Below are 21,390 nucleotides of genomic sequence, written 5' to 3'. Positions count from 1 at the left end.
GGAGGTGGTCAGATTTGATTAAGAAGAAAGGATTTCTATATGAATTAAATAAGAATAAAATCATGTTTTTGATGATAGCACCGACACTGCTTTTTTTCTTAATTAATTCTTATTTTCCAATGGTCGGCGTCTATTATGCATTCACAAGCTTTGATTTTGTAGGTGGTTTATTTAATAGTCCATTTGTAGGATTAGACAATTTCAAATTTTTAACGCAATCTGGCATTCTGTGGAAGTTGACGGTAAATACGCTTGGATACAATTTGGTCTTCATTATATTAGGAAACGTGATATCAATAATGGCGGCAATCCTATTAAGTGAAGTCCGAGGTAAGTTATTCAAAAAACTTTCACAATCCATTATGTTTCTACCCTACTTTGTTTCGTTTGTTCTAATTAGTGTTTTAGCATTTAACATGTTTAACTTTGAATCCGGTTTCGTTAATCAAGTACTGAAATCGTTAGGATTCGAAAAAGTAGATATATACAATACACCTTGGCTCTGGCCAATTTTGATTACCGTATTTTATATATGGAAGAACCTGGGGTATTCGATGGTCATTTATCTTGCATCCATCATGGGAATTAGCGATGACTATTACGAAGCTGCCAAAATTGATGGTGCAAATATTTTTCAGCGAATCTGGCATATTACGGTACCTATGCTGAAGCCAACATTTATTATTCTGCTCTTATTTGCACTCGGAAGCATTATGAAAGGCCAATTCGATCTATTCTATCAGCTTGTCGGGAACAACGGAACACTCTTTAACGTTACGGATATCGTTGATACTTATGTTTATCGATCGTTGAAAGTTAATTTTGATATTGGTATGGCAACTGCTGCTGGCTTGTATCAGTCCATCTTCGGATTTGTAATGATTATGACTGTGAATTATATCATCAAGAAAATTAATGAAGATTATGCATTGTTCTAAAATAAGGCGTTTAGGAAGGAGGGATTACATTGGATGACAACATTTTAAGTTCTAGAGTTTTCCGCTTAATGGCTTACCTGACCATTACGATTTTTGCTGTGCTCTGTCTATTTCCTTTCCTCCTGATTATTTCAGGTTCATTAACAGCCAATGAATCCATTATTCGTGACGGCTTTCACTTGATTCCTAAAGTGTTCTCGCTGGAAGGTTATGAAATGGTATTTACTTTTCCGACTCAGCTAATCAAGGCTTATAGTGTTACGGTTATTGTAACTGTGATTGGAACGCTGCTGGGATTGTTTCTTATTACGATGGCAGGTTATGTTCTGCAGCGGAAAGATTTCAAGTATCGCAATCATTTGTCCTTCTTCATTTACTTCACAACGTTGTTTGGAGGGGGGCTCGTGCCCTGGTACATCATGCTGACCACATATTTTGGGCTGACAGATACATATAAAGTACTCATATTGCCTGGTCTTATGACACCTTTTCTCATTATTTTAATGAAGAACTTTATCAAATCTGCGATTCCAGAAGAATTATTCGAATCAGCCAAAATAGATGGTGCGAACGACTTTACAATCTACTACAGTGTTGTGCTGAAGCTTGCTATGCCTGGAATAGCAACTGTCGGTCTGTTCCTTGCTCTGACATACTGGAACGACTGGTTCATGTCTTCCTTGTTCATTAATGACACTAGCATGTATCAGCTTCAATACTACTTATACAACACGATCAATACGATGATGTTCGTTTCTTCAATGGCCTCTGGAGCTGGAGTAACACTAGGGCGAGAAATTCCGACAGAGTCGACCAAGATGGCGATGTCGATCGTTGTTACAGGACCAATTATTTTCTTATATCCGTTCGTACAGCGATATTTCGTGAAGGGATTAACGATTGGCGCGGTGAAAGGTTAGTACCGAAAGCAAACGTATAAAACTCGTATGCGATCGGCTGACATATAGCAATTAAAAGGAGGATTTACATGAAAAAAGGGAAAAGGATCGTCTTATCAGTTTTAACCTTGGTATTTTTAATCTCTATGGTCATGACGGGGTGCAGTAATAATGCGAAGGAAACGGGGGAAAAACCACAAGAAAAAGATACAAACAATGCTGGAAGCAAGTCATCTCCTACACCGCAGGGGTCAACAGGCATCGATACATCGAAGAGAGTGGAACTTCAGTTCTATATGCTTGGCGATGCACCAAAGGATTTGAAGATCATTGAGGATAAAATCAACAAAATGGCAATAGAAGATTTGAATGCTACCGTCAAATTCAATTTCACAACATGGACAGATTATGATGCGAAGTATAAGCTCCTATTGTCCTCAGGGCAGCAAGCTGACCTAATCTTTACGGCAGAGTGGGTGAATTACCAGTCCTATGCGAAGAAAGGTGCTTTCCTTGCGCTAGACGAACTTCTACCGAAGGCTGCGCCTACACTACAAGCATTTGTACCGCAGGATATGTGGGAAGCAGTTAAGGTAGACAAGAAAATTTACACAGTTCCAGCGACTTGGAAAGAGTATGTAAATGATGGTATTGCCTATCGTGAAGATTTGCGCAAAAAGTATAATTTGCCAGTACCTGTATCCCTTGAAACACTAGAGCAGTATTTAGATGGTATTCGCGCGAATGAACCGGATATGAGACCTCTGGCGGATACTGAAATCAGTCATGTAGAGCCCGTCCGTCAAATGACAACTCAAGCAGTGAATACGAACGATAAAGTTCCATATGGACTTAACATCGAGTATAACAAACTGAGAGACGTAACCTCCTATTGGGGCTCCCCGGCGCATTTGGAAACTTTGAAAATGTACAAGAGATGGTCAGAAAAAGGGTTCTTACCGAAAAATATGTTGAACATGAAAGACAGTGGTCATGATATATTCGCCGCTGGTAAAGCAGCAGTAATTTTAGGAAGTGAGAATCCAAACCGCTTTGCTGATTCTGTTGCCAAAGTGAAATCACTGCACCCGGATTGGGAGCTTGGTTATACTCCATATCCAAATATCAAAGGGTTCTCTTCACCGGCTCACCCGATTCATAATGGTTTTGCAATTCCACGTAGCAGTAAAAATCCAGAAAGAGCACTTGCATTTTATGAGAAAATGGTTACTGATAAACGCTACAATTGGCTGACGCAATACGGTGTCGAAGGAACGAACTTTGAAGTTGTAGATGGAAAATACCAAATGCTTGGTGATGCTCAATCAAATGGCTTTGCAAGAGAAGGCATGAATGGATGGGCATGGAGAAATCCAGATTTAATGTTGTATGATAAGAGCTTTGACCAAGTGCTAGTCATGTTCGAAGAAATGGATAAGATAGCAAAGCCGAATATTTTCCAAGGTTTCGGCGAGGATTGGACGCCTTATCAAGCAGAGAAGGCAGCCGTTGAACAAGTTGAAAAACAATATCTATATCCATTGAATGTTGGTCTAGTAGATGATGTTGAAGCAGGCTTGAAGTTATTTATGGAAAAGGCGAAACAAGCTGGTCTTGATAAAATTCAAGAGGAATACGCTAAGCAGTGGGTAAAGTATTTGGATGATGCAAATATTAAGTAAGCCAGTTTAGAGTGTTACTCAGAGAGAACAACAGGACTAGGCACTGGGGATATAGACACTCCAGTGTCTTTTTGTTTTACAGTAGTTAAGTCCATAGAACTTATGCAGTCAAGGATGTCATGAAATGTAACCTAATGTAAGGAGATGAATCTAGTAACCTCGCCTTTAAATTTATATACTGATAGCATATTGCATTCGATGTTGCAGCGATTGGAGCTTTAAGCTTTATTTGGTGATGAAAAGGGAGGATTTAAGATGTCAGCTGCTGAATTTAATTCATTCGTTCCTTTTTTATTTATTGAAAAAAAGAAGGAAGAAATGCTCGATACCATGCGCAAGCTAAAGAAAGAAGCGGGATTGAATCAATTTATTATTGTCTTTCCGCAGTGGAATGGAGAGTCCAAACAGTCGTCAGCACAGACTGCCTTTGAAAAATTTGGCGATCTCATATTAGACGTACGGCAGCGGCTGGCTAATGAAGCAATTGAAGTGGGATGGTGGTGCTCCCCAACATTATCTGTTGGACCAGAGGAGAATACCTATCAAAAAATAATTGGCATTGATGGTGCTGCTTCGAGAAGAGCCAATTGTCCTTTGGATAAGCGATATATAGAGCTTCTAAGCGGTTATGTTCAAACGGTTGCAAGAAGAGGCAGCCCTCCTTTTATCTTTTTTGAAGATGATTATGAAGTTAGTAATCATGATGTAGTGAGATACGGTTGCTTTTGCCCTTTGCACCTGAAGCGTTTTTCTGAGCAGATGGGGCTAAACCATATTTTATCCCGGGAAGAATTAGAAGCGGTATTTCGTCATGGCGATGAGCAATCCGTAGACTATCGCAAAGCATGGGCAAGGCTGATGAGGGACTCCTTAGCTGAACTTGCCGGCAGCGTACGAACAGCTGTAGATGAGGTGGCTCCAACAACCAGGATGGCACTGTGCCAGCCTTATACCTGCGACTTTGATGGAGATTTTACGGAAGCAGTTGCAAGAGCCTTTGCTGGCGATACAAAACCTTTAGTACGTTTATTTGGAAGTGATTATCATAGTGATGTGGCCGATAACTTTCCAGCGTTGACCTTTCACTTGTTGCATTCCAAGGAGACTATAGGCGATGGTATAGAGCTTATTCATGAATCGGACCCCTATCCGCATTCTCGCTTTTTCTTCTCTACGGCTAAGCTGCGTTCATTAATAACCCTTGCTTTATTCTACGGGCTTGATGGGTCGCAAACCTATGTGACGCAGTATACGGATGGACCTCTTGAAGAGGAAGGCTATTTCAAGATGGTAGGCAGAAGCAGGTCATTTTTTACTGAACTGAAGCGTTCTGTAAGAGGTGCCCAATTAGTAGGGCCAAGGATTTTATATCGACCTTTTGCACATGCATATCGTCCAATAATGGGCAATCAAGCTCCTATTCAGGTAAATCCCGCTTGGGCTTCTGTACTCGGCAGGTTTGGAATTCCTTATTCGATTAAATCGGAGACGGGACCAGTAATGATTTGTGGAGAAGAAGTTCTTGATCTGTCCAATGACGAACTAATGGAGCTTCTATCAGGTGGTGCTTTTCTTGATGGTCTAGCAGCTTTTTATCTTTGCAAGAAAGGCTTTGGGGATTTAATAGGAGCTGAGGTTACGAAGCTGGAAGGCTCCCATACGGATAACATTACCCATGAAAGGCTGACAGAGCATACGGTTTGGCGGGAAAATACTTCTGGAGAACGAATGTATTTTACAAATTTGGCCGCGACTGTTCATCAGGAATCTGTTTTATTCCAACTAGGGGGGCTGGATGAATCGGCGAAGGTGCTATCAGAGTTTGTTGATGAAAATGAACATGTGGTTGCACCAGCAACGGTTATTTTTACTAACCGTCTAGGCGGTCGTATAGCGATAAACGCCTACAATCTGCATCTTAACCACTCCGCTTCTATATATAATTATAAACGGAAAGAACAGTTCAGAGGTATCATTGAGTGGTTGGCTGGACGAAATCTTCCTGTATATGCAGATAAAAATCCGAATGTATTTGTCAGTGCTCAGGAGAACAAAGACACAGGTGACAAGCTGGCTGTAATCTTTAATATGAGCTTGGATCCAATGGAGCAGCTGAGTCTTGTGATCGATTCTTCGTGGAAGAAGAAATACGTGTATACATTAAATGATGACGGAAAAAGGATGTTGCTAGAAGATATGGAGTGGATTGAAAGAGAAACGAATAAATATAACATGAGCTTTTCATGTGCTCGTACAACTTTACATCCAGTGATACTGAGATTTACTGATGAACCATTATAACCAGCTTTTAATAAAGAAATACGATGAAAGCTAAATTTATGAAGAAACCGATCGTCCTTGTCTAAGGACGATCGGTTTCTCGTAAAAATATAGGCATGGGTGTAAGTGGAAACTTATACTTTCCTATATTTCAAAAAGAGGCGCTAACGCGGCCTCTTCTTTTGCTGCTTATGGAGAAAAATACATATGGGGGGGCTTGAGTGTGGTGAAGCGATTAAATATTACAATAACTCAGAAGATTTTATTATTTTTGCTTGCTATACTTCTCTCATTTTATCTAGTCACACTATGGACTAATACGTTGGCAACTAGGAGTATTTATCAGGAAATTACAAAATCGGTACAAAGCAGAGATGCATTTTATATGCACTCTCTAGAGACGGAAATGAATCGAATTACACAAAGCTTGTTTGAGTTTGTCGCTGATAAAGAGTTGATTGAATTATCGATTACAGATACAACAACAGATCGTTTCAGCTGGACAGGAAAAATATTAGCTATTCAAAATAAATTGAAGCTATTGCAAGCTTCTTCAAGTTTGATTAAGGATATAAACGTCGTTATGCCGCAAATCAGCCGTACGTTAGAAACCAATGACTTTCTAACGTCTGTCTCTCTACAGGAGTATGAGGTGTTATCCCTTATTGCCAATGAATCTGCGGTTACGCCAATCGGCGAAAGATTATTTATCAGTATGCGCTATCCTGCGAGAGTAATGAATGTTCGCGAGCCTGTATTTTTAATAGCTGTTGAAATTGACAGGACTAATCTAGCAAGAGATATGAGAGATGTTGTAACGTCTGAGCATGGAAATTCAATGTTAATTCACTTATCGAAAGATTGGATGGTAACCAATGATACAAGTGCGGCGGCACAGCAGGTACTGGAAGTAGTACGTGACTCCTCGCCTGATCTTCTGGAAGAATCACATGTGGAAACGATGAATATTGAAGGAAAGCAGCATCTCATTTCTTATCGAAAAATGAAATCAATAGACATGGCGTTAATTGCTTATGTAAAGGAAGAGAGCTTGCTAGGCCCTTTGAACCTATATAAAAATTGGACAAAAATAATTTTACTTGTGTCGGTAATGGTAATAGCTATTTTCTCTGTATCCTTATATCGAGTCATTCACTTTCCGTTAAGAAAGCTGGTTAGAGCCTTTCGACAGGTCGAGGAAGGTAATCTTGTTACGATTGAAGTGGAAACAAGGCGCGATGAATTTAGTTATTTGTTTTTGCGGTTCAATAATATGGTGTCTCGCCTGGAGGTTTTGATACATGAAGTGTTTGAACGGGATGTTCGCAATCAATTATCGGAATTGAAATCTCTTCAATCACAGATCAGTCCACATTTTCTATATAATTGCTTTTTTATTTTGAATCATCTCATACAGGCGGAAAATAAGGAAAGAGCAGTGAGGTTTTCTGGGCATCTTGGAAACTATTTTCGATTTATTACACGCAATGATGCGATGGAGATACCTCTGGAGTTAGAAATGCAGCATGCTCAGGCTTATATTGAAATTCAAAAAATCTGTTACGGAGAAAAGATTGATATAGAGTTTGAGGAGTTGGAGGAGAAGCACTTGCAACTGACAATTGCTCGATTCGTTGTGCAGCCCCTGCTTGAAAATGCCTTTAAATATGCGATTGAAGAGCAAACGGATGCTAGAGGAGAATTGTGGATTCATTGTGAGGATCACAGTAATGGAATATCTATTATGGTAGACGACAATGGGCAGCAGTTAACCGATCAAAAATTGCGTGAGCTGCAGTTTAGGTTGCTGGCTGAATCAGCCAATGAAGCGGGTGAGACAACTGCATTAATGAACATTCATCGGAGAATTCAGCTCATGTACGGTGGAACTTCCGGAATTTACGTCACTCGTTCTGCACTAGGCGGAATGTGTGTGGAGATTCGTATTATTTTACAACAATCGGAGGTAGCAGACCATGTATCGAATGATTATAGTCGATGATTTGCCTATTATTGTCGAGAGTCTGATGAAGCTGTTTACTAACCAACAGCAAGTAGAGCTAGAGTTGCATGAAGCATATTCTGCGATGGATGCATTAGATATTATGCGTCAGCATCACATAGATATTGTACTTACAGATATTCGTATGCCAGGAATGGAGGGAATTGCGCTGCTCCATGAAATCCGGCTGCTGCAGCCGCTCTGCAAAGTTATATTTCTAACTAGCTATGATGAATTCCATTATGCGAAACGTGCTTTGTCGGGTGGAGGATTTGAATATCTGCTCAAAACTGAGCCTAATGAAGTCATTGTACAAACAGTAAAAAATGCCTCCGAGGCTCTTGATAAGGAGTATGAGACAAAGCGTAAGCTGTACGAGGCAGATATGCAGCATACTAGACTCGTGCCTGTTGTTATTCAAAGCTACATCAAGGAACAGCTACAAGGTAGGGAACTAGATTCAGTCGAGCGCCGAGCGAATTTATTTAAAGAGTGGAATGTTCAAATGGATGCTCATCAACCTATCCAGCTGCTTATTGGCCGGATAGATGCTTGGGACAGGTGGCGTGAGGAGGAGCGCAAGCTGCTTTCTTATGCCGTCCAGAATGTAGGAGACGAATGTATAGGGAGATCCTCTGCATTTATTTCATTACCCTATGACGAGTCAAAAATTATATGGATTATGCAGCCTGTAGAACATTTGGCTAGTTCAGAAGCTGTACAAACCGTATTAGATAAAATTCAAGACAACTGCCGGACCTTATTAAGAGTTTCCCTAACATTAGCCTATCTAGATCGTGCTATTCCATGGAAGCAGTTAGCATATGGGTTTGATGCCATTCGATCATTGCTGTTAGGTGCAAGAGGGGTAGGCAGTGGCCTTTGCCTTATGGTGCGAGTTGAAGCAAATGCAGATAGGAATGTATCGGCGACGCATACAGAGATGGAGCAGGCGAAGACATTGCATAAGGAGCAAACGCACAATTTCAGCTTACTGCGGCATTATTTGGAGGTTGGGCAACAGAGCTCATTCGATGAGTTGTTCCAAAAGGTTGTATCGATGGAAATTAAGGAGCCTGTTAGCGGCTTTTATAAACTGGAATTGTACCATATGCTAGCCTCTTTGTTCTTATCCTTTCTTAACATTCATCCTATGCAAGAGGAATGGTTTACTAAAGTAAATCTAGATAAATTGTTTCGCATTGATCCTGATACGTCCTTGGAAGAGATCCAGCACTATTTCTGCTCCTTGTCAGCTGAAATATTCGTTCATCGAACAGCTCCGCAGGTCCAATATGACAACGAGGTCGTCAGTTGGATTAATCAATATATCGAAAACCATCTGAGTGAGGATTTAACCGTCAATCGGATTGCTGAACTTGTGCAGCTTAATCCTTCTTATTTGTCTCGTCTTTATAAAGGCTCTACCGAAATCGGGTTGTCTGATTATATTCAGCGTTGTCGTATTGCGAAAGCAAAGCAATTACTTAAACATTCTACTATGAAAATATACGAAATTGCGGGTGAGGTCGGCTATGAATCCCGATTATCTTTTATTCGATTATTTAAAAATATAACGCATATGACCCCTCAGGAATACCGCGATTCATAAGAAAGTCATAAATTGTAACGCAGAGTAAGAAGGTGAATCTAGTTCTATAGCAGCACAGCACGTATCATTATAAATGAGAACGTTCTTATATCAACTTTAAATATGAGATATGGAGAGGGAGATCGAAATCATGAAACGTGCCAGAATCCTGCTTTTAATTATTACTGTTTTGATGTGTTTGATGCTAGCAGCTTGTAGCAGTGCTAACGATAAGAACAAGGAAACGGGCAGCACTTCTTCGCAAGAGCAGGGTCAGGATGACAATAAGGGCATACCAGAGGATATTGATACGTTTGGCAAGTATGATCCGCCAATTGAACTGACCACAATTCGTTCGATTTCAGCTGAGCAGTTCTTTGATGAGGGCGAGAGTATTGATAAAAACGCCATTTATGATTACTACGAGAATAAGTTTGGAATTAAATTAAAAAATAAATGGACCGTTACGAATGAATATGCAGCCAAATTGAAAATTGCTATCGCTTCCAATGATCTACCGGATTTCTTTAGGGTTTCTGTTTCCGATCTTCAGCAACTAATTGACAATGATATGATTATGGACCTTACTACGTTATGGGATCAGTATGCTTCTGAGAGTACGAAAAAAGAGTTTACCAAAGATAGTGGCAGGCAGTTAAATACAGCAACGTTCAAAGATAAGCTGATGGCTATTCCTGTAACGAATAGTCCGTATAACAGAATGGGTTTCCTATGGGTACGTCAGGATTGGCTGAAAGAAATGAACCTGCCAGAGCCTAAATCGATTGAGGATATGGTAACGATTTCGAAGGCGTTTGCGTCACGCGACTCTCAGGGGAAAGGCAAATCATATGGGTTGATGCTGTCTAAAGAGCTTTATTTATCAAGTTACTTTAGCGGCTATGGTCTATATCCAAACCAATGGGTGAAGAATGATGCAGGAAATTTAGTATATGGTGGTCTAGATTCCGGCATGAAGAAATCACTGCAGCAGCTGCAGGACATGTTCCAATCAGGACAAATCGATCCGGAATTTGGCGTTAAGGATAATAGCAAAGCATTAGAGCTTGCAGTTAACGGACAGGTAGGTTTATTTTATGGCGATTTCTGGCATAGTGCAGTGCTTCATAGCGGTGCTGTGAAGGACGGCAAGCTCGTTCAGGAATGGGCAGCCTATCCAATCCCTGGTCTCGATGGTCAACCTGCTCTCAGCCCTACTACCGCTTCAGTACCTGAATTCTATGTCATTAATAAAAAAGCTAAGCATCCAGAGGCAGTTTTTAAATTGTTGAATGAATGGATTGAATCGCAAGTAAATCCAACCCCAGATAACAAAACATTGATATTCGGAAAAGACAAAGTAGATAAAGGGCAGTTCTTCTACGAATTAAACCCGATTGTCGTATTCTCCCAGGATAATATAGTGATGTCTGGAGATTTAATTCCAAGAGCACTGCGTACTAACGATCCTTCCATACTCGGAGAAGATGTTGACAGACTGGCTAGGTATGAAAATGCTAAGCAGTATAAGGAAGGTATTATAACGGGTCCCAACTGGCTGCAGCATATGATTGCTGGCGAAGGTGGAACGATGTCAATGATGTATGACGCATATAAGATAGATTTATTCCACTATAACGAATTTTATGGAGCGCCAACCCAAACTATAGGGGAAAAGTGGGGCATATTGGAAGCCAAACAGATAGAAATGATGACTAAGATTATTATGGGATCTGTAAATGTGGATGAATATGATAAGTTTGTTGCGGAATGGAAACGTCTCGGCGGTGATCAGATAACAACCGAAGTAAATGAATGGTATCAAACAATAAAGTAAAAGGAAACCGTTTGCAGCGGCAAGAGGCGAATCATTCGATTCCCTCTTCTTTTCTCTGGGGGTGGTAGCAGTTGATCAAGGAATGGAAACATAATGGAATACTGCATTTGATGGTTCTGCCAAGTCTTGTTGTTGTACTTGTATATTGTTATGGCCCTATGGTTGGTGCGATTATTGCATTCAAAAAATTTATGCCTGCTAAAGGGATTTTTGGTTCGCCTTGGGTAGGATGGGACAATTTCAAGTACCTGTTTTTAATGGAAGACACATCACGCATCATAATTAATACGATTAGTATTGCTGTTATGAAAATAGCGATAGGGCTTGTAGTTCCAGTCATTGCGGCATTATTGCTAAATGAAGTGCGAAAGAATATATTCCGAAGAACATTTCAAACGTTGGTCTATTTGCCTCATTTTCTGTCTTGGGTCATTCTGGGCGGAATTCTAATCGATTTATTATCTCCTACATCCGGTATCATCAATCAAGCACTAGGTTGGTTTGGCGTCGACCCCATTTATTTCCTTGGCGATAATCGCTGGTTCCGCTTTACAATCGTCCTGTCTGATGTATGGAAAGAGTTTGGCTTCAGTACGATCGTCTATTTAGCCGCGTTAACAAGCATTAATCCGATGTTATATGAAGCTGCTGAGATTGATGGAGCAAATCGATGGCAACAAACATGGAATGTGACTCTGCCAGGTATGATACCGATTATTATATTAATGGCGACACTCAGCCTTGGTAATGTATTAAATGCGGGCTTCGATCAAGTCTTCAACTTATATAGTCCTCAGGTATATGAAACAGGAGATATCATCGATACCTTTGTGTATAGGCTAGGATTACAGCAATTTCAATACAGTGTAGCAACAGCGGTTGGCCTGTTTAAATCCGTGATTGCCCTTATATTGATCTCGGTTTCGTATACGATGGCATATCGTTTTGCAAACTATCGTATTTTTTGAAGAGGGAGGGACAAACGATTGCAGACTTCTCGGAAAAGTACCGGATATCAGGTGTTCACGATTTTCAACTATATTTTTCTGAGTGTAATTGCTCTTAGTTGTATTTTTCCGATTATCCACGTGCTGTCATTATCCTTCAGTTCGGCTTCAGCTGTAGCTGCTGGGCAAGTAAAGCTCTGGCCGGTAGATTTTACAATGGCCTCGTACCAGCATGTATTCGGAAAAAAAGAATTTTTAGCTGCTTTTATTGTGTCGATTCAGAGGGTGCTTCTGGGAGTAACTATTAACATGCTATTGGTCATACTGCTTGCTTATCCGTTATCCAAGGAAAGTAAGCAGTTCCGTATGCGTACTGTATATGTATGGTTTTTTGTCTTTACGATGTTATTCAGCGGCGGGCTCATTCCACAATATATATTTGTCAAAGAGACAGGTTTGATTGATACGTTATGGGCGCTTGTATTGCCGGCAGCTGTACCTGTTTTTAATGTGGTACTTCTACTTAACTTTTTTCGCGGCTTGCCGAAGGAGCTTGAAGAATCAGCAAAATTGGACGGTGCTAACCACTGGGTAATTTTATGGCGTATTTTCACTCCTATATCAATGCCAGCTATAGCGACTATATTGTTGTTTACTATTGTTGGCCATTGGAATAGCTGGTTTGACGGGCTGATTTACATGAACCAGCCGGAACATTACCCCCTGCAAACTTTTTTGCAGACGAATGTGATAACAAAACAGTTAACACAAATGACAGCACAGGAAGCAGAGCTCTATTTACGGATAAGTGATCGTACTGGTAGAGCAGCGCAAATTTTTGTAGCAGCATTGCCTGTCATGATTGTGTATCCATTTCTGCAACGTTATTTTATGAAGGGGATTGTACTCGGTAGTGTTAAAGGATGATGGAAAGTAATTATAAAGGGCACATCTAGAGTGATCCATTGGTGAGCAAAGAAATAGTATGCCGATGTTTCATTGCCGGGAGAAGTATGGGAAGTGCTAGTGAAATGGACAAATGAAGGTAAAGAGCAGGCAGCTCAGCCATTTGCAGCTCCGGTTGTAATTTCATTACCAGTTGCCAAAGAAGCAATAATGACCCTCATTGAAATAGAAGGCCTCTCACGGGTTCGAATTCGAACTTGGTGAGAAGCCTTTTTGCTATCCATTGGGTAAGAGTACGACTATGTGAAACCGATTGGGTTCATCAAGTGCAGCAAAAATAACTTCTAAGAATTGTTATATTGATGTACAAGAACCGCAGATTCAAGTTCAATTAAAGGATATTGCCGGACATTGGGCAGAGGAATATATTGTACGTGCGTTGGAATTAGGATTTGTGGATGGCTACCCGGATCGTACCTTTCGCCCAGACCGATCAGTCACAAGGGAAGAGTTTGCTGTAATGCTGGCAAAAGCGATGGACCTATATCCCAAAGGAAACACAGTTATATTCAAAGATCAGCATCTTATTCAGGATTGGGCTCATGCGGGTGTTTTAGCGTTGGTAGAAAGGGGGATTATATCCGGCTATCCTGACAAAACCTTCCGGCCAACAAGAGACATTACACGCAGCGAATTTGCTGTAATCATAGCCAGAACATTAAAGCTGGATACAAATGATGTTCCCCGCACTGCGTTTAACGATTCGAAAGAAATGATGGGTTGGGCCGAACCGTCTATTGCAGCTGCTGTCCATGCAGGCTTGTTGCAAGGAAAAGGTAATAATTGGTTTAAACCGAACGAATTAACTACGCGCGCAGAGGCTGTAAAGGTGATCCTTTCTATTTTGGATGCCAGCTCAGAAACGGATTAGGCTGCATCTTTGAGTCTTGGGAACTTAGGGGAAGGCAATGAATGAGCATGAAACAAAGTGGCGGTGCAGGAGACTATTCCTGCACCGCCATTTTGCACGTTTATCAAACTAACGAGCTAGCCGCGGAATTTGATACTTATTCTCTTCACTTTTCTATGAAAGGAACACCTGTTTAAGCTCTAGATAAGCGACTTTGATGTAAATGTAGCGATTCTCAAGAATACCCTACATATCTTCTGCGGACCTACTTTTTTAGTTTCATTTCTTGAGTATAATTCTTGTTATAGAGTCCATCCTGCACATTTAATTGCAACATTTGAAACTAATGACCTGCTCATATCTAAATTCAACACATTTTCCCCAATTAGATTCAGATTCTGAATCTAATTAACCTCAACAAAGGCATTAGCTGCATCTAGTTTCAATATTTGAAACTAGCCGATGCAAACCATCACTTTTATGAGCAGTACTAACAAAGTTAGTCGTGAATCCGAGTAATATACATGATAAAATGAGTGTATGAGCGGAGTTTCACTCCATACAATGTTTTTATTGGCAGTGAGGTGAATGGGACATGGCGGACAGCACGAAAAAAAAGCTAGAGCGCGAGGCGGTTGATCAGTTTATTAGCTTGTACAACCAAACTGCGGACAATCGCTTAAGATTGCTTTATCAGCAGGAAAAGCCAGACGCTGTGCTGATGGATAGCCGGGGGAACAAGTTGGGACTGGAAATTACACACTTGTTCTACAGTGAACAGGAGGCACGTCAATTGTTTCAGCGGGAGCATCGTTCCATTATTTGTATTGAGTCGATCGATACGCTGATTGAATCGTTAAATCAATTAGTTTTGCGAAAAGAAGCTAAAAGCGCCGGCTACAGCTCAGACTATCCACTGGCCCTGCTTATTCGGAATCTGTCCCCCAGCTTCGGCTGGAGTGATTTTAATCAGGCTTGGGACAAAATTGCAACACCTTCTGCTGCATTTACGGAGATATGGCTTCTCACAAGGGATCGGCCTGCAAAAGAGCAGTGGTATCTCAAAGCGTTGCGATCTCGACCGTAATGACAAAGGCACTTATTCTGTTATAGATTATTTATTTATAATATTTATGATAAGGCATTGGGGATTATAGACGCCCCAGTGTCTTTTTGTTTTACCGAAGTTGAAATGGAACTGTGGAAAATGCATTCCAATATGGCCCACACTTAAAAACACCGTTGACCGTTATATTGACTTACACGGAGAAATTGAGATATGACCAAAGTTTGCCTGAAGCGGAACGCTTCCAAATCATTTTCAAGCTGCATGAGAAAACATTGAAGGTTATTGATTACAGCTATTAGAATTACGCTGTTTTCGTAAGAATTGTTGCTATTTTGACCATACTGATAAAAGGTTGTCTTTCAACTAGTACATTGGAGTTAAAGGGTGGTTAATATGAGAGAAGAATTAAGTATAAATATCTATTTAGACGAAACGGATACTCCGTTTTCAAGATACTATAGGTTAGATGATGTCCACCTAAGCTCTGATCTTGAAGATTTTATTTTGTCAAAGCAACACAGTGGTAGAAGAAAAGAAGTAGAAATATTTTTTTTAGGTCAGAATGATTTTGACGAAAAGTCATTGCAGGCTGCCACATTTAACAGTTTTTCTAACATCTTGAACGAAGAGGAATATACATATGCTAGAAATGTCAAAAAGGCTATTGTTTTATTTGTGCTTGGTATTATTGTTGGGATGATATTCTTGAAGTTTTCAACAACTCATGCCTATATTGCAGGAGTTTTAAGCATTGTGTGTTGGGTTTTTATTTGGTCAGGGACAGAGGTTTATTTTTTTGAAAATAAGCAAATCAAACAAAAAATTAGAAAATGCAGAAATATTCTAAATGCGAATGTACGCAAAAAATAGGGTTTTAGTGAATATTTACAATATGAAGCTGATTTTCGGATTCTATCTTGTGCATCTACCGTTTGGGCTTGAAAGTCGTGATGACGATTCGTATCGCCACACGAAGAAATTGGAAATTACTAATCCGCTAACGGCGAACGTTAGTTAAGGAGCTTGCTTCGATGCAGCTCTTTTTTTGTTTGTTGAAGAAACGGAGTTCTGGTCAGTTTTTTTCTTAAATATGGTAAATGTAAGACATAGTATTTAATTATGGGCGGAGATGGTTCAGGTGCATTTTATTATCGTCTTTCTACTTTTAATAATTATTTTAATCCTTCTTAGAATTAACTCTAAATTACCTAGGCGCGATTTGGAAAAGGAAGCTATAGACCGATACTACAAAAAAAAGGAGGAAGAAATGAAGAAGGAAAAGTAAGGCGAATTTTTACGCTACCGGGGAACGTTAGTTGAACAAAACAAGGAGCAGTATGCCGCAGCAGCTGTTTATTATTAAGCTCCCTTGGTACGATATGATGTTCTCACGAATGCTCGCTTATTCACAGGATTTCACCCGGTTGGTTAAAGATGAAACGATCGGACATGAAAAAAAATACACTTCTCTAACCCCTCTCGGGATTAAAGAAGTGCTTAATATACGAATTAAGAGACTCACTTAGCAATTCATTTTCCGAACGCAGCCCTAGTTAGCTGGAAATTCAGGACCGGTATATTCTGAAGGAATAACAATTTCACCTGATTCGATTTTTTCGGCGTACACTACAATTTTATCCTTCACGTCTTGTGGAACAAAAGGTGACAGGGCAAGTCGAACGGCATCCGGATTTTCAAGTCCGATTTTTTTCACTGTATTCGGCTTCCACGTGCCTTCCGTCAAATCTTTAATTGCTCCATATACTGTCAAGCTTGCATCCGATATCGCAGATCCAATGAAAACATCGGGTGCATCGGCATAATAATCACGAACGTTAGCGAATTGATACACGCCATTCTCGCGTGCCGCTTCCGTAACACCGGAACGAGCCTTATTCAACATAGTAAAGATCATATCCGACCCCGCGTTAATTTGTGCTTGCGCAACACTTTTTGCCAAAGCGGCGTTTTCTTGATCGCCTGTAAACGTGGTAAGGAATGTTGCTTCAGGATTCGTGTATTTCAAACCGTCAGCAAATGCTGCGCGTCCCAATAGACCGGGACCTACGCGTGCACCGGAAATATGAGAAACCACATTCGTTTTTGTCAGAAGTCCTGCAGCTGCACCTGCCAGCCATGCGGATTCTTCCTGTTTTACCTGATAGCTGGACAGGTTATCGCCGGTCAAATTCGTTTGTGTATTAACAAATTTTATTTTCGGGAATTCTTTAGCTACCAACTTCACGGCTTCCGAGCTTTGCCCTGCATGAGCAATGATCATATCCGGGTTTTTCTTGGCCAATTTGCGCAATGCATCCGCAATTTGCGCAGTGTCATGCGGGATATTTTCCACAAACGTCGCTTTGATTCTGAAATCCTCTTCTGCCTTCGCTAATCCACGGTAAGCAGATTCCATAAACCCGCCGTCCTTGGAGGAACCTGGAATCAACAATGCAACTTTTGCTTTCTTATTATTGGTGTGTGACGGGTCCTTGCTAGCTTCTGCGGTAGACAAACCGGATGAAAATACAAGTGCCATAGCCAAGCTCGACAAAGCCAATTTCGATAGTAATTTTCTCAAGATGTACCCCTCGTTTCCAAAAAAGTAGTTTTGTCCGGACAAATCAGAGAATAAACTAGACTTCACTTTTTGTCAAATTATGCCGAAGATAAATAAGGGGAATAAACCGAATAATTGCGAAATAACGTCGTTAGCAGGTCTTTACTCCCTATATAGACAGTGAAAATTGACCTAAATTCCGACATACCGGTATCTAAAGTAGTATTTATTTTTAGTAAAAAGGTCTTGTATATCCCGAAAAGCTATATTATACTTTGGCCAATAGATATACCCATATCACGAAAAGGCATACTTCTCGAAAGAGGGGGACGCAAAGCTACGGGCCTAAGGATTTCGATCTACGGCAGCCGGGTCACCGAAAATTGGGAGGACGTCCATCCCTTTCTTTTGGGGTGGACTTTTTTTATTTTACAATATCTTAATGGGGGATGCTTGGATCATGAAATATATTCAGAATTTACGAATCAAAACGAAAATCGGGGGAATGCTCGGACTTTCCATTATTTTCCTACTCATTATCGGTATTACAGGCTTTTTCGTCATGAACAAGATGGCTAGCAATGCCCGTGCTATGTACGAAGAAACCTTGATTCCGAACAGCCTGGTCGAAGGACTTTTGTTCGGCAATTCGCAAATGGATGCTTTGCAGCTTGAAATGCTGCTGGCGAAAGACGAGGCTATCATTAAGCAAATTCAACAGCAAATTGTTCAGACCCGCGATAAAAATCAGGTGATACGAAAAAGTCTCGAGCAGATCACGTTGTCTTCGAGAGCACAAGAGCAGTACCAAAGCTTTATCGATTTGATCCCTAAAAACAACGAAGCCAAGAAAAAAGTGGATAACTTGGCAGTTGCCAATCAAAAAGAAGCAGCGCATAAGGAATATGTAAATTCGTTCAAGCCGATCCGTGCAGAAATGATCAAAAGCCTGGAGAACGTTGTTAAGTTCAATGAAGACGACGCAAAAATCTTTTATGAGAAAAGTGTTCAAAGCTCCAAACTGGCTACATCGATCATCGTTGTCGTTACCCTACTTGCCGTCATTTTATGTTCCTTGATCGGATACGGCATTTCTAATATGATCACAAGACCTGTCCGCACCATTCAGCAATTGATGGCAAAAGCGCAGGACGGGGATTTAACGGTTAACGCTACATACCAATCAAAAGACGAAATCGGTCTTCTTTCAAAGGATTTCAATGGAATGATCACTAGCTTGAGAGAAATCATTGCGAAGATCGTCCTCGAGTCTCAGAACTTGTCTGCAAGCTCGGAGCAATTGGCAGCAAGCTCCGAACAATCCAGCCAAACTACCCATCATGTCGTTGCGGCCATTCAAGACATTGCTGGAGGTGCCGATCAGCAGATGCAAAGCTCTATCGAAAGCGTAAGAGCAATGGAAGAGATGGCTACCGGCGTTAATCGGATTGCAGAATTTTCAGGCAATGTATCCGCAATGTCAATGGAGGCTTCCAAGGAAGCCCAGGAAGGCAATATTTCGATCCAGAAAGCGATGTCCCAAATGGATTTGATCCGAGAATCGGTCAACGATTCGGCCAAGGTTGTTAACCAACTGGGTATACGATCTCATGAAATCGGTCAAATCGTCGATGTTATTACCGATATTTCAATGCAGACGAATTTGCTTGCATTGAATGCCGCGATTGAAGCTGCAAGAGCGGGCGAACACGGGAGAGGCTTTGCTGTCGTTGCCGACGAGGTTCGGAAGCTGGCGGAGCAATCCAGACAATCGGCGGAACAAATCGTGGTGATCATTCAGCAAATTCAAGGTGAAACTCGTTCTGCGGTTGTCGCCATGGAAAAAGGCAGCATAGAGGTCGAACACGGAACTGTGATTATGAAGGAAGCAGGAGAGGCATTCCGTAACATTATGAATGGGGTGCAGCAGGTGGCTTATCAGATGGAGGAGGTATCTGCCGCATCACAACAAATGTCGGCAGGCACAGAGGAAATTACCGCTTCTCTCCACGATATGAACAGCATTACGGAAGCTGCCTTCTCGAAGACAGAAAGTGTAGCTGCCGCTTCGGAGCAGCAATTAGCTACGATGGAAGAAGTTTCGGAATCCGTGAATGCGTTGACGCGTATGGCTCAAGAATTGCACGATATGACTTTACGTTTTAAGAGCTGATCGCCCCGTTGCTAGAGGCTGTGCAATGAAAAACCGCCGTTGGTTGAAACCAACGGCGGTTTTTTAACCTGTCAGCTATTCGTTGTTATGAACTTCTACAGCTAAATTGATAACCCGGCTAATTGAATGGGCTCCACTTTGTTCGCATATGCTGTAAGCGTCCCTTCGACCGTAATCGTATTTTTAAATTTTAAATTAGAATCTTCTTGTCCCTGAGCCAAGAGATTGTTCTGCAATTTGAATTAACGCTCTTGTGATGTTTCCACCAATAGTACCTGCATCACGAGTAGTCATATTCCCATTGTAACCATCTGGAGACCATTGAATCCCAAACTGTTGTGCTACCTCATATTTCATTTGGTCAAGTGCTGCTTGTGCTTGTGGAACGACTAAACTTTTTCTGCTCATGTATGTTCACTCCTTAACTGGATGTGAAGTTATTTTGTGGATTGTTTTGCTTTTTATACATCAATTATTGGAATTAGAAGTGAAATAAATGAAGAACTATAGCTAAAGGCTCTAGGAGGACGATGGTATTAAAAATAGATTTTCTATCGAAAAATCAGAATGGTCGAATACCCGAGAAGAAGAGTATAAAAAATATTGCTTAGATATTGTTTATAGGTTTGGAGATAAGGTTACGGCTGATAATGGAAAAGTATATATGATTAAAGATGGCGAAAATAACGAATTAGTTAAGCCAGAAAACCAGAAGACATTTTGGTATGAAACGTGGCTGGAATTAAAATTTTTTTGCGGAATTGATTAAAGAAATCTCTTCGTTAATGAGACGATTTATTAAGATAACGGGGAACTATAGTTTTCTTGCTTTGACTACAAGAGTTACAGGAAGCATCTTTGCTTTTTTTGCAAAATCGCTGTTATCGTCCCGCGAGATAATTTCATCATCAGATTGCTCAATCATTTGCTCAATTACAAATCCCGCTTTTGCCAACGCATTCACATAGGTTGATAGTTTACGGTCCGATAATGTTAGCGTACATTCATCAAGAGATACCGAATACCAAGATTCATCGAAATAACATTTTTTAAAAGCAAGCATATTATTTTCTGCAACAACACATTTGTGTATAGGGTGAGACCAACTGAAAATAAATACACCGTCTTTTTTAAGGTAAGAGGCGATCCGGCAAAAAGTACCCTCAAGGTCGGTGGTCCAGCCTATGGCATAAATCGAATAAACAAAGTCAAAATAATCGACTGGTATGCCACATTCTTCTTCCATGGGAGAACAGATCAATTTTGCTGAAAGACCGCACGCCGTCAAGTGTTGCCTTGTCTTTTTGATTTGGTTTTCTGATATATCCATACCCCATAGTTCAGATGCTTTGCGTTCCCCCTGATATTGCAAGGATTGACCGTTTCCACAGCCTATCTCCAGCATCTTTTTCCCTGAGACATCGCCAAAAAGACTTGCGCGTTATCCCAATAACACATATCGAACACTCTGCGCTATTAACCCCCAAATAATATACCGTTTTTTTATGAACAAATCCACCTAAAATTATCCATCAACTAGCAGGTTAGTTCAGTTATAGAGCATTTCTTTGTAATGAGGAATGCTTTTTTTTGGTT

18 protein-coding genes, 1 pseudogene and 1 riboswitch are annotated in these 21,390 nt (G+C 40.7%); of the genes and pseudogenes, 16 read left to right on the top strand and 3 right to left on the bottom strand.

The window, feature by feature from the left end:
• The first annotated feature begins 62 nt into the window (after nucleotides 1-62).
• From AC0YN7_RS22005 to AC0YN7_RS21935, 15 genes are all read left to right on the top strand, one after another.
• The gene (locus AC0YN7_RS22005; protein ID WP_475812280.1) at nucleotides 63-938 is read left to right on the top strand and encodes an ABC transporter permease; all 876 of its coding nucleotides are present in this window, start codon (nucleotides 63-65) and stop codon (nucleotides 936-938) included.
• Between the two features lie 68 nt (nucleotides 939-1,006).
• Nucleotides 1,007-1,858 (top strand): carbohydrate ABC transporter permease, encoded by an 852-nt coding sequence (locus tag AC0YN7_RS22000; RefSeq protein ID WP_475812279.1) that lies wholly within the window; start codon nucleotides 1,007-1,009, stop codon nucleotides 1,856-1,858.
• Nucleotides 1,859-1,926: 68 nt separating this feature from the next.
• Nucleotides 1,927-3,519, top strand: a complete 1,593-nt coding sequence (locus AC0YN7_RS21995) for an extracellular solute-binding protein (protein ID WP_475812176.1) — start codon at nucleotides 1,927-1,929, stop codon at nucleotides 3,517-3,519.
• Between the two features lie 255 nt (nucleotides 3,520-3,774).
• Nucleotides 3,775-5,820, top strand: a complete 2,046-nt coding sequence (locus AC0YN7_RS21990) for a hypothetical protein (protein ID WP_475812175.1) — start codon at nucleotides 3,775-3,777, stop codon at nucleotides 5,818-5,820.
• Nucleotides 5,821-6,022: 202 nt separating this feature from the next.
• Nucleotides 6,023-7,801: a sensor histidine kinase gene (locus tag AC0YN7_RS21985; RefSeq protein WP_475812174.1), complete on the top strand. Its 1,779-nt coding sequence runs from the start codon at nucleotides 6,023-6,025 to the stop codon at nucleotides 7,799-7,801.
• Nucleotides 7,776-9,413, top strand: coding sequence for a response regulator (locus tag AC0YN7_RS21980; protein WP_475812173.1), 1,638 nt, complete (start codon nucleotides 7,776-7,778; stop codon nucleotides 9,411-9,413). The genes AC0YN7_RS21985 and AC0YN7_RS21980 overlap by 26 nt, the downstream gene beginning before the upstream one ends.
• Nucleotides 9,414-9,543: 130 nt before the next feature.
• On the top strand, nucleotides 9,544-11,229 hold the full coding sequence (locus AC0YN7_RS21975; RefSeq protein WP_475812172.1) for an extracellular solute-binding protein: 1,686 nt from the start codon (nucleotides 9,544-9,546) through the stop codon (nucleotides 11,227-11,229).
• Between the two features lie 110 nt (nucleotides 11,230-11,339).
• Nucleotides 11,340-12,197 (top strand): ABC transporter permease, encoded by an 858-nt coding sequence (locus AC0YN7_RS21970; protein WP_475812278.1) that lies wholly within the window; start codon nucleotides 11,340-11,342, stop codon nucleotides 12,195-12,197.
• A gap of 18 nt (nucleotides 12,198-12,215) precedes the next feature.
• A complete protein-coding gene (locus AC0YN7_RS21965; protein ID WP_475812171.1) occupies nucleotides 12,216-13,103 on the top strand; it encodes a carbohydrate ABC transporter permease in 888 nt (295 codons plus the stop codon).
• 93 nt (nucleotides 13,104-13,196) lie between these two features.
• On the top strand, nucleotides 13,197-13,346 hold the full coding sequence (locus AC0YN7_RS21960; protein WP_475812170.1) for a hypothetical protein: 150 nt from the start codon (nucleotides 13,197-13,199) through the stop codon (nucleotides 13,344-13,346).
• Between the two features lie 49 nt (nucleotides 13,347-13,395).
• Nucleotides 13,396-14,013, top strand: coding sequence for an S-layer homology domain-containing protein (locus AC0YN7_RS21955; RefSeq protein ID WP_475812169.1), 618 nt, complete (start codon nucleotides 13,396-13,398; stop codon nucleotides 14,011-14,013).
• A gap of 41 nt (nucleotides 14,014-14,054) precedes the next feature.
• Nucleotides 14,055-14,189 carry a hypothetical protein gene (locus AC0YN7_RS21950; RefSeq protein ID WP_475812168.1) on the top strand — a complete coding sequence of 45 codons (135 nt, stop codon included), beginning with the start codon at nucleotides 14,055-14,057 and terminating at the stop codon, nucleotides 14,187-14,189.
• 398 nt (nucleotides 14,190-14,587) lie between these two features.
• Nucleotides 14,588-15,079 carry a hypothetical protein gene (locus tag AC0YN7_RS21945; RefSeq protein WP_475812167.1) on the top strand — a complete coding sequence of 164 codons (492 nt, stop codon included), beginning with the start codon at nucleotides 14,588-14,590 and terminating at the stop codon, nucleotides 15,077-15,079.
• 375 nt (nucleotides 15,080-15,454) lie between these two features.
• Nucleotides 15,455-15,931, top strand: coding sequence for a hypothetical protein (locus AC0YN7_RS21940; RefSeq protein WP_475812166.1), 477 nt, complete (start codon nucleotides 15,455-15,457; stop codon nucleotides 15,929-15,931).
• Between the two features lie 446 nt (nucleotides 15,932-16,377).
• On the top strand, nucleotides 16,378-16,587 hold the full coding sequence (locus tag AC0YN7_RS21935) for a hypothetical protein (RefSeq protein WP_475812165.1): 210 nt from the start codon (nucleotides 16,378-16,380) through the stop codon (nucleotides 16,585-16,587).
• Between the two features lie 23 nt (nucleotides 16,588-16,610).
• Here AC0YN7_RS21935 and AC0YN7_RS21930 read toward each other — a convergent pair whose 3' ends face one another.
• Nucleotides 16,611-17,642 (bottom strand): BMP family protein, encoded by a 1,032-nt coding sequence (locus tag AC0YN7_RS21930; protein ID WP_475812164.1) that lies wholly within the window; start codon nucleotides 17,640-17,642, stop codon nucleotides 16,611-16,613.
• 275 nt (nucleotides 17,643-17,917) lie between these two features.
• Nucleotides 17,918-18,002: riboswitch (cyclic di-GMP riboswitch) on the top strand.
• A gap of 79 nt (nucleotides 18,003-18,081) precedes the next feature.
• Here AC0YN7_RS21930 and AC0YN7_RS21925 point away from each other — a divergent pair.
• Entirely contained in the window at nucleotides 18,082-19,794 is a 1,713-nt protein-coding gene (locus AC0YN7_RS21925; protein WP_475812163.1) for a methyl-accepting chemotaxis protein, read from the top strand.
• 195 nt (nucleotides 19,795-19,989) lie between these two features.
• On the opposite strand, the gene AC0YN7_RS21920 is transcribed toward AC0YN7_RS21925, so the two are convergent.
• Nucleotides 19,990-20,202 (bottom strand): small, acid-soluble spore protein, alpha/beta type, encoded by a 213-nt coding sequence (locus tag AC0YN7_RS21920; protein WP_475812162.1) that lies wholly within the window; start codon nucleotides 20,200-20,202, stop codon nucleotides 19,990-19,992.
• A 406-nt stretch (nucleotides 20,203-20,608) separates the two neighbouring features.
• Nucleotides 20,609-21,235, bottom strand: a pseudogene (locus tag AC0YN7_RS21915) (class I SAM-dependent methyltransferase); the annotation flags it as partial.
• Nucleotides 21,236-21,390 lie beyond the last annotated feature (155 nt).

This window comes from Paenibacillus sp. J31R122, assembly GCF_056269185.1.
This window is presented reverse-complemented; position numbering and strand designations above follow the sequence as displayed.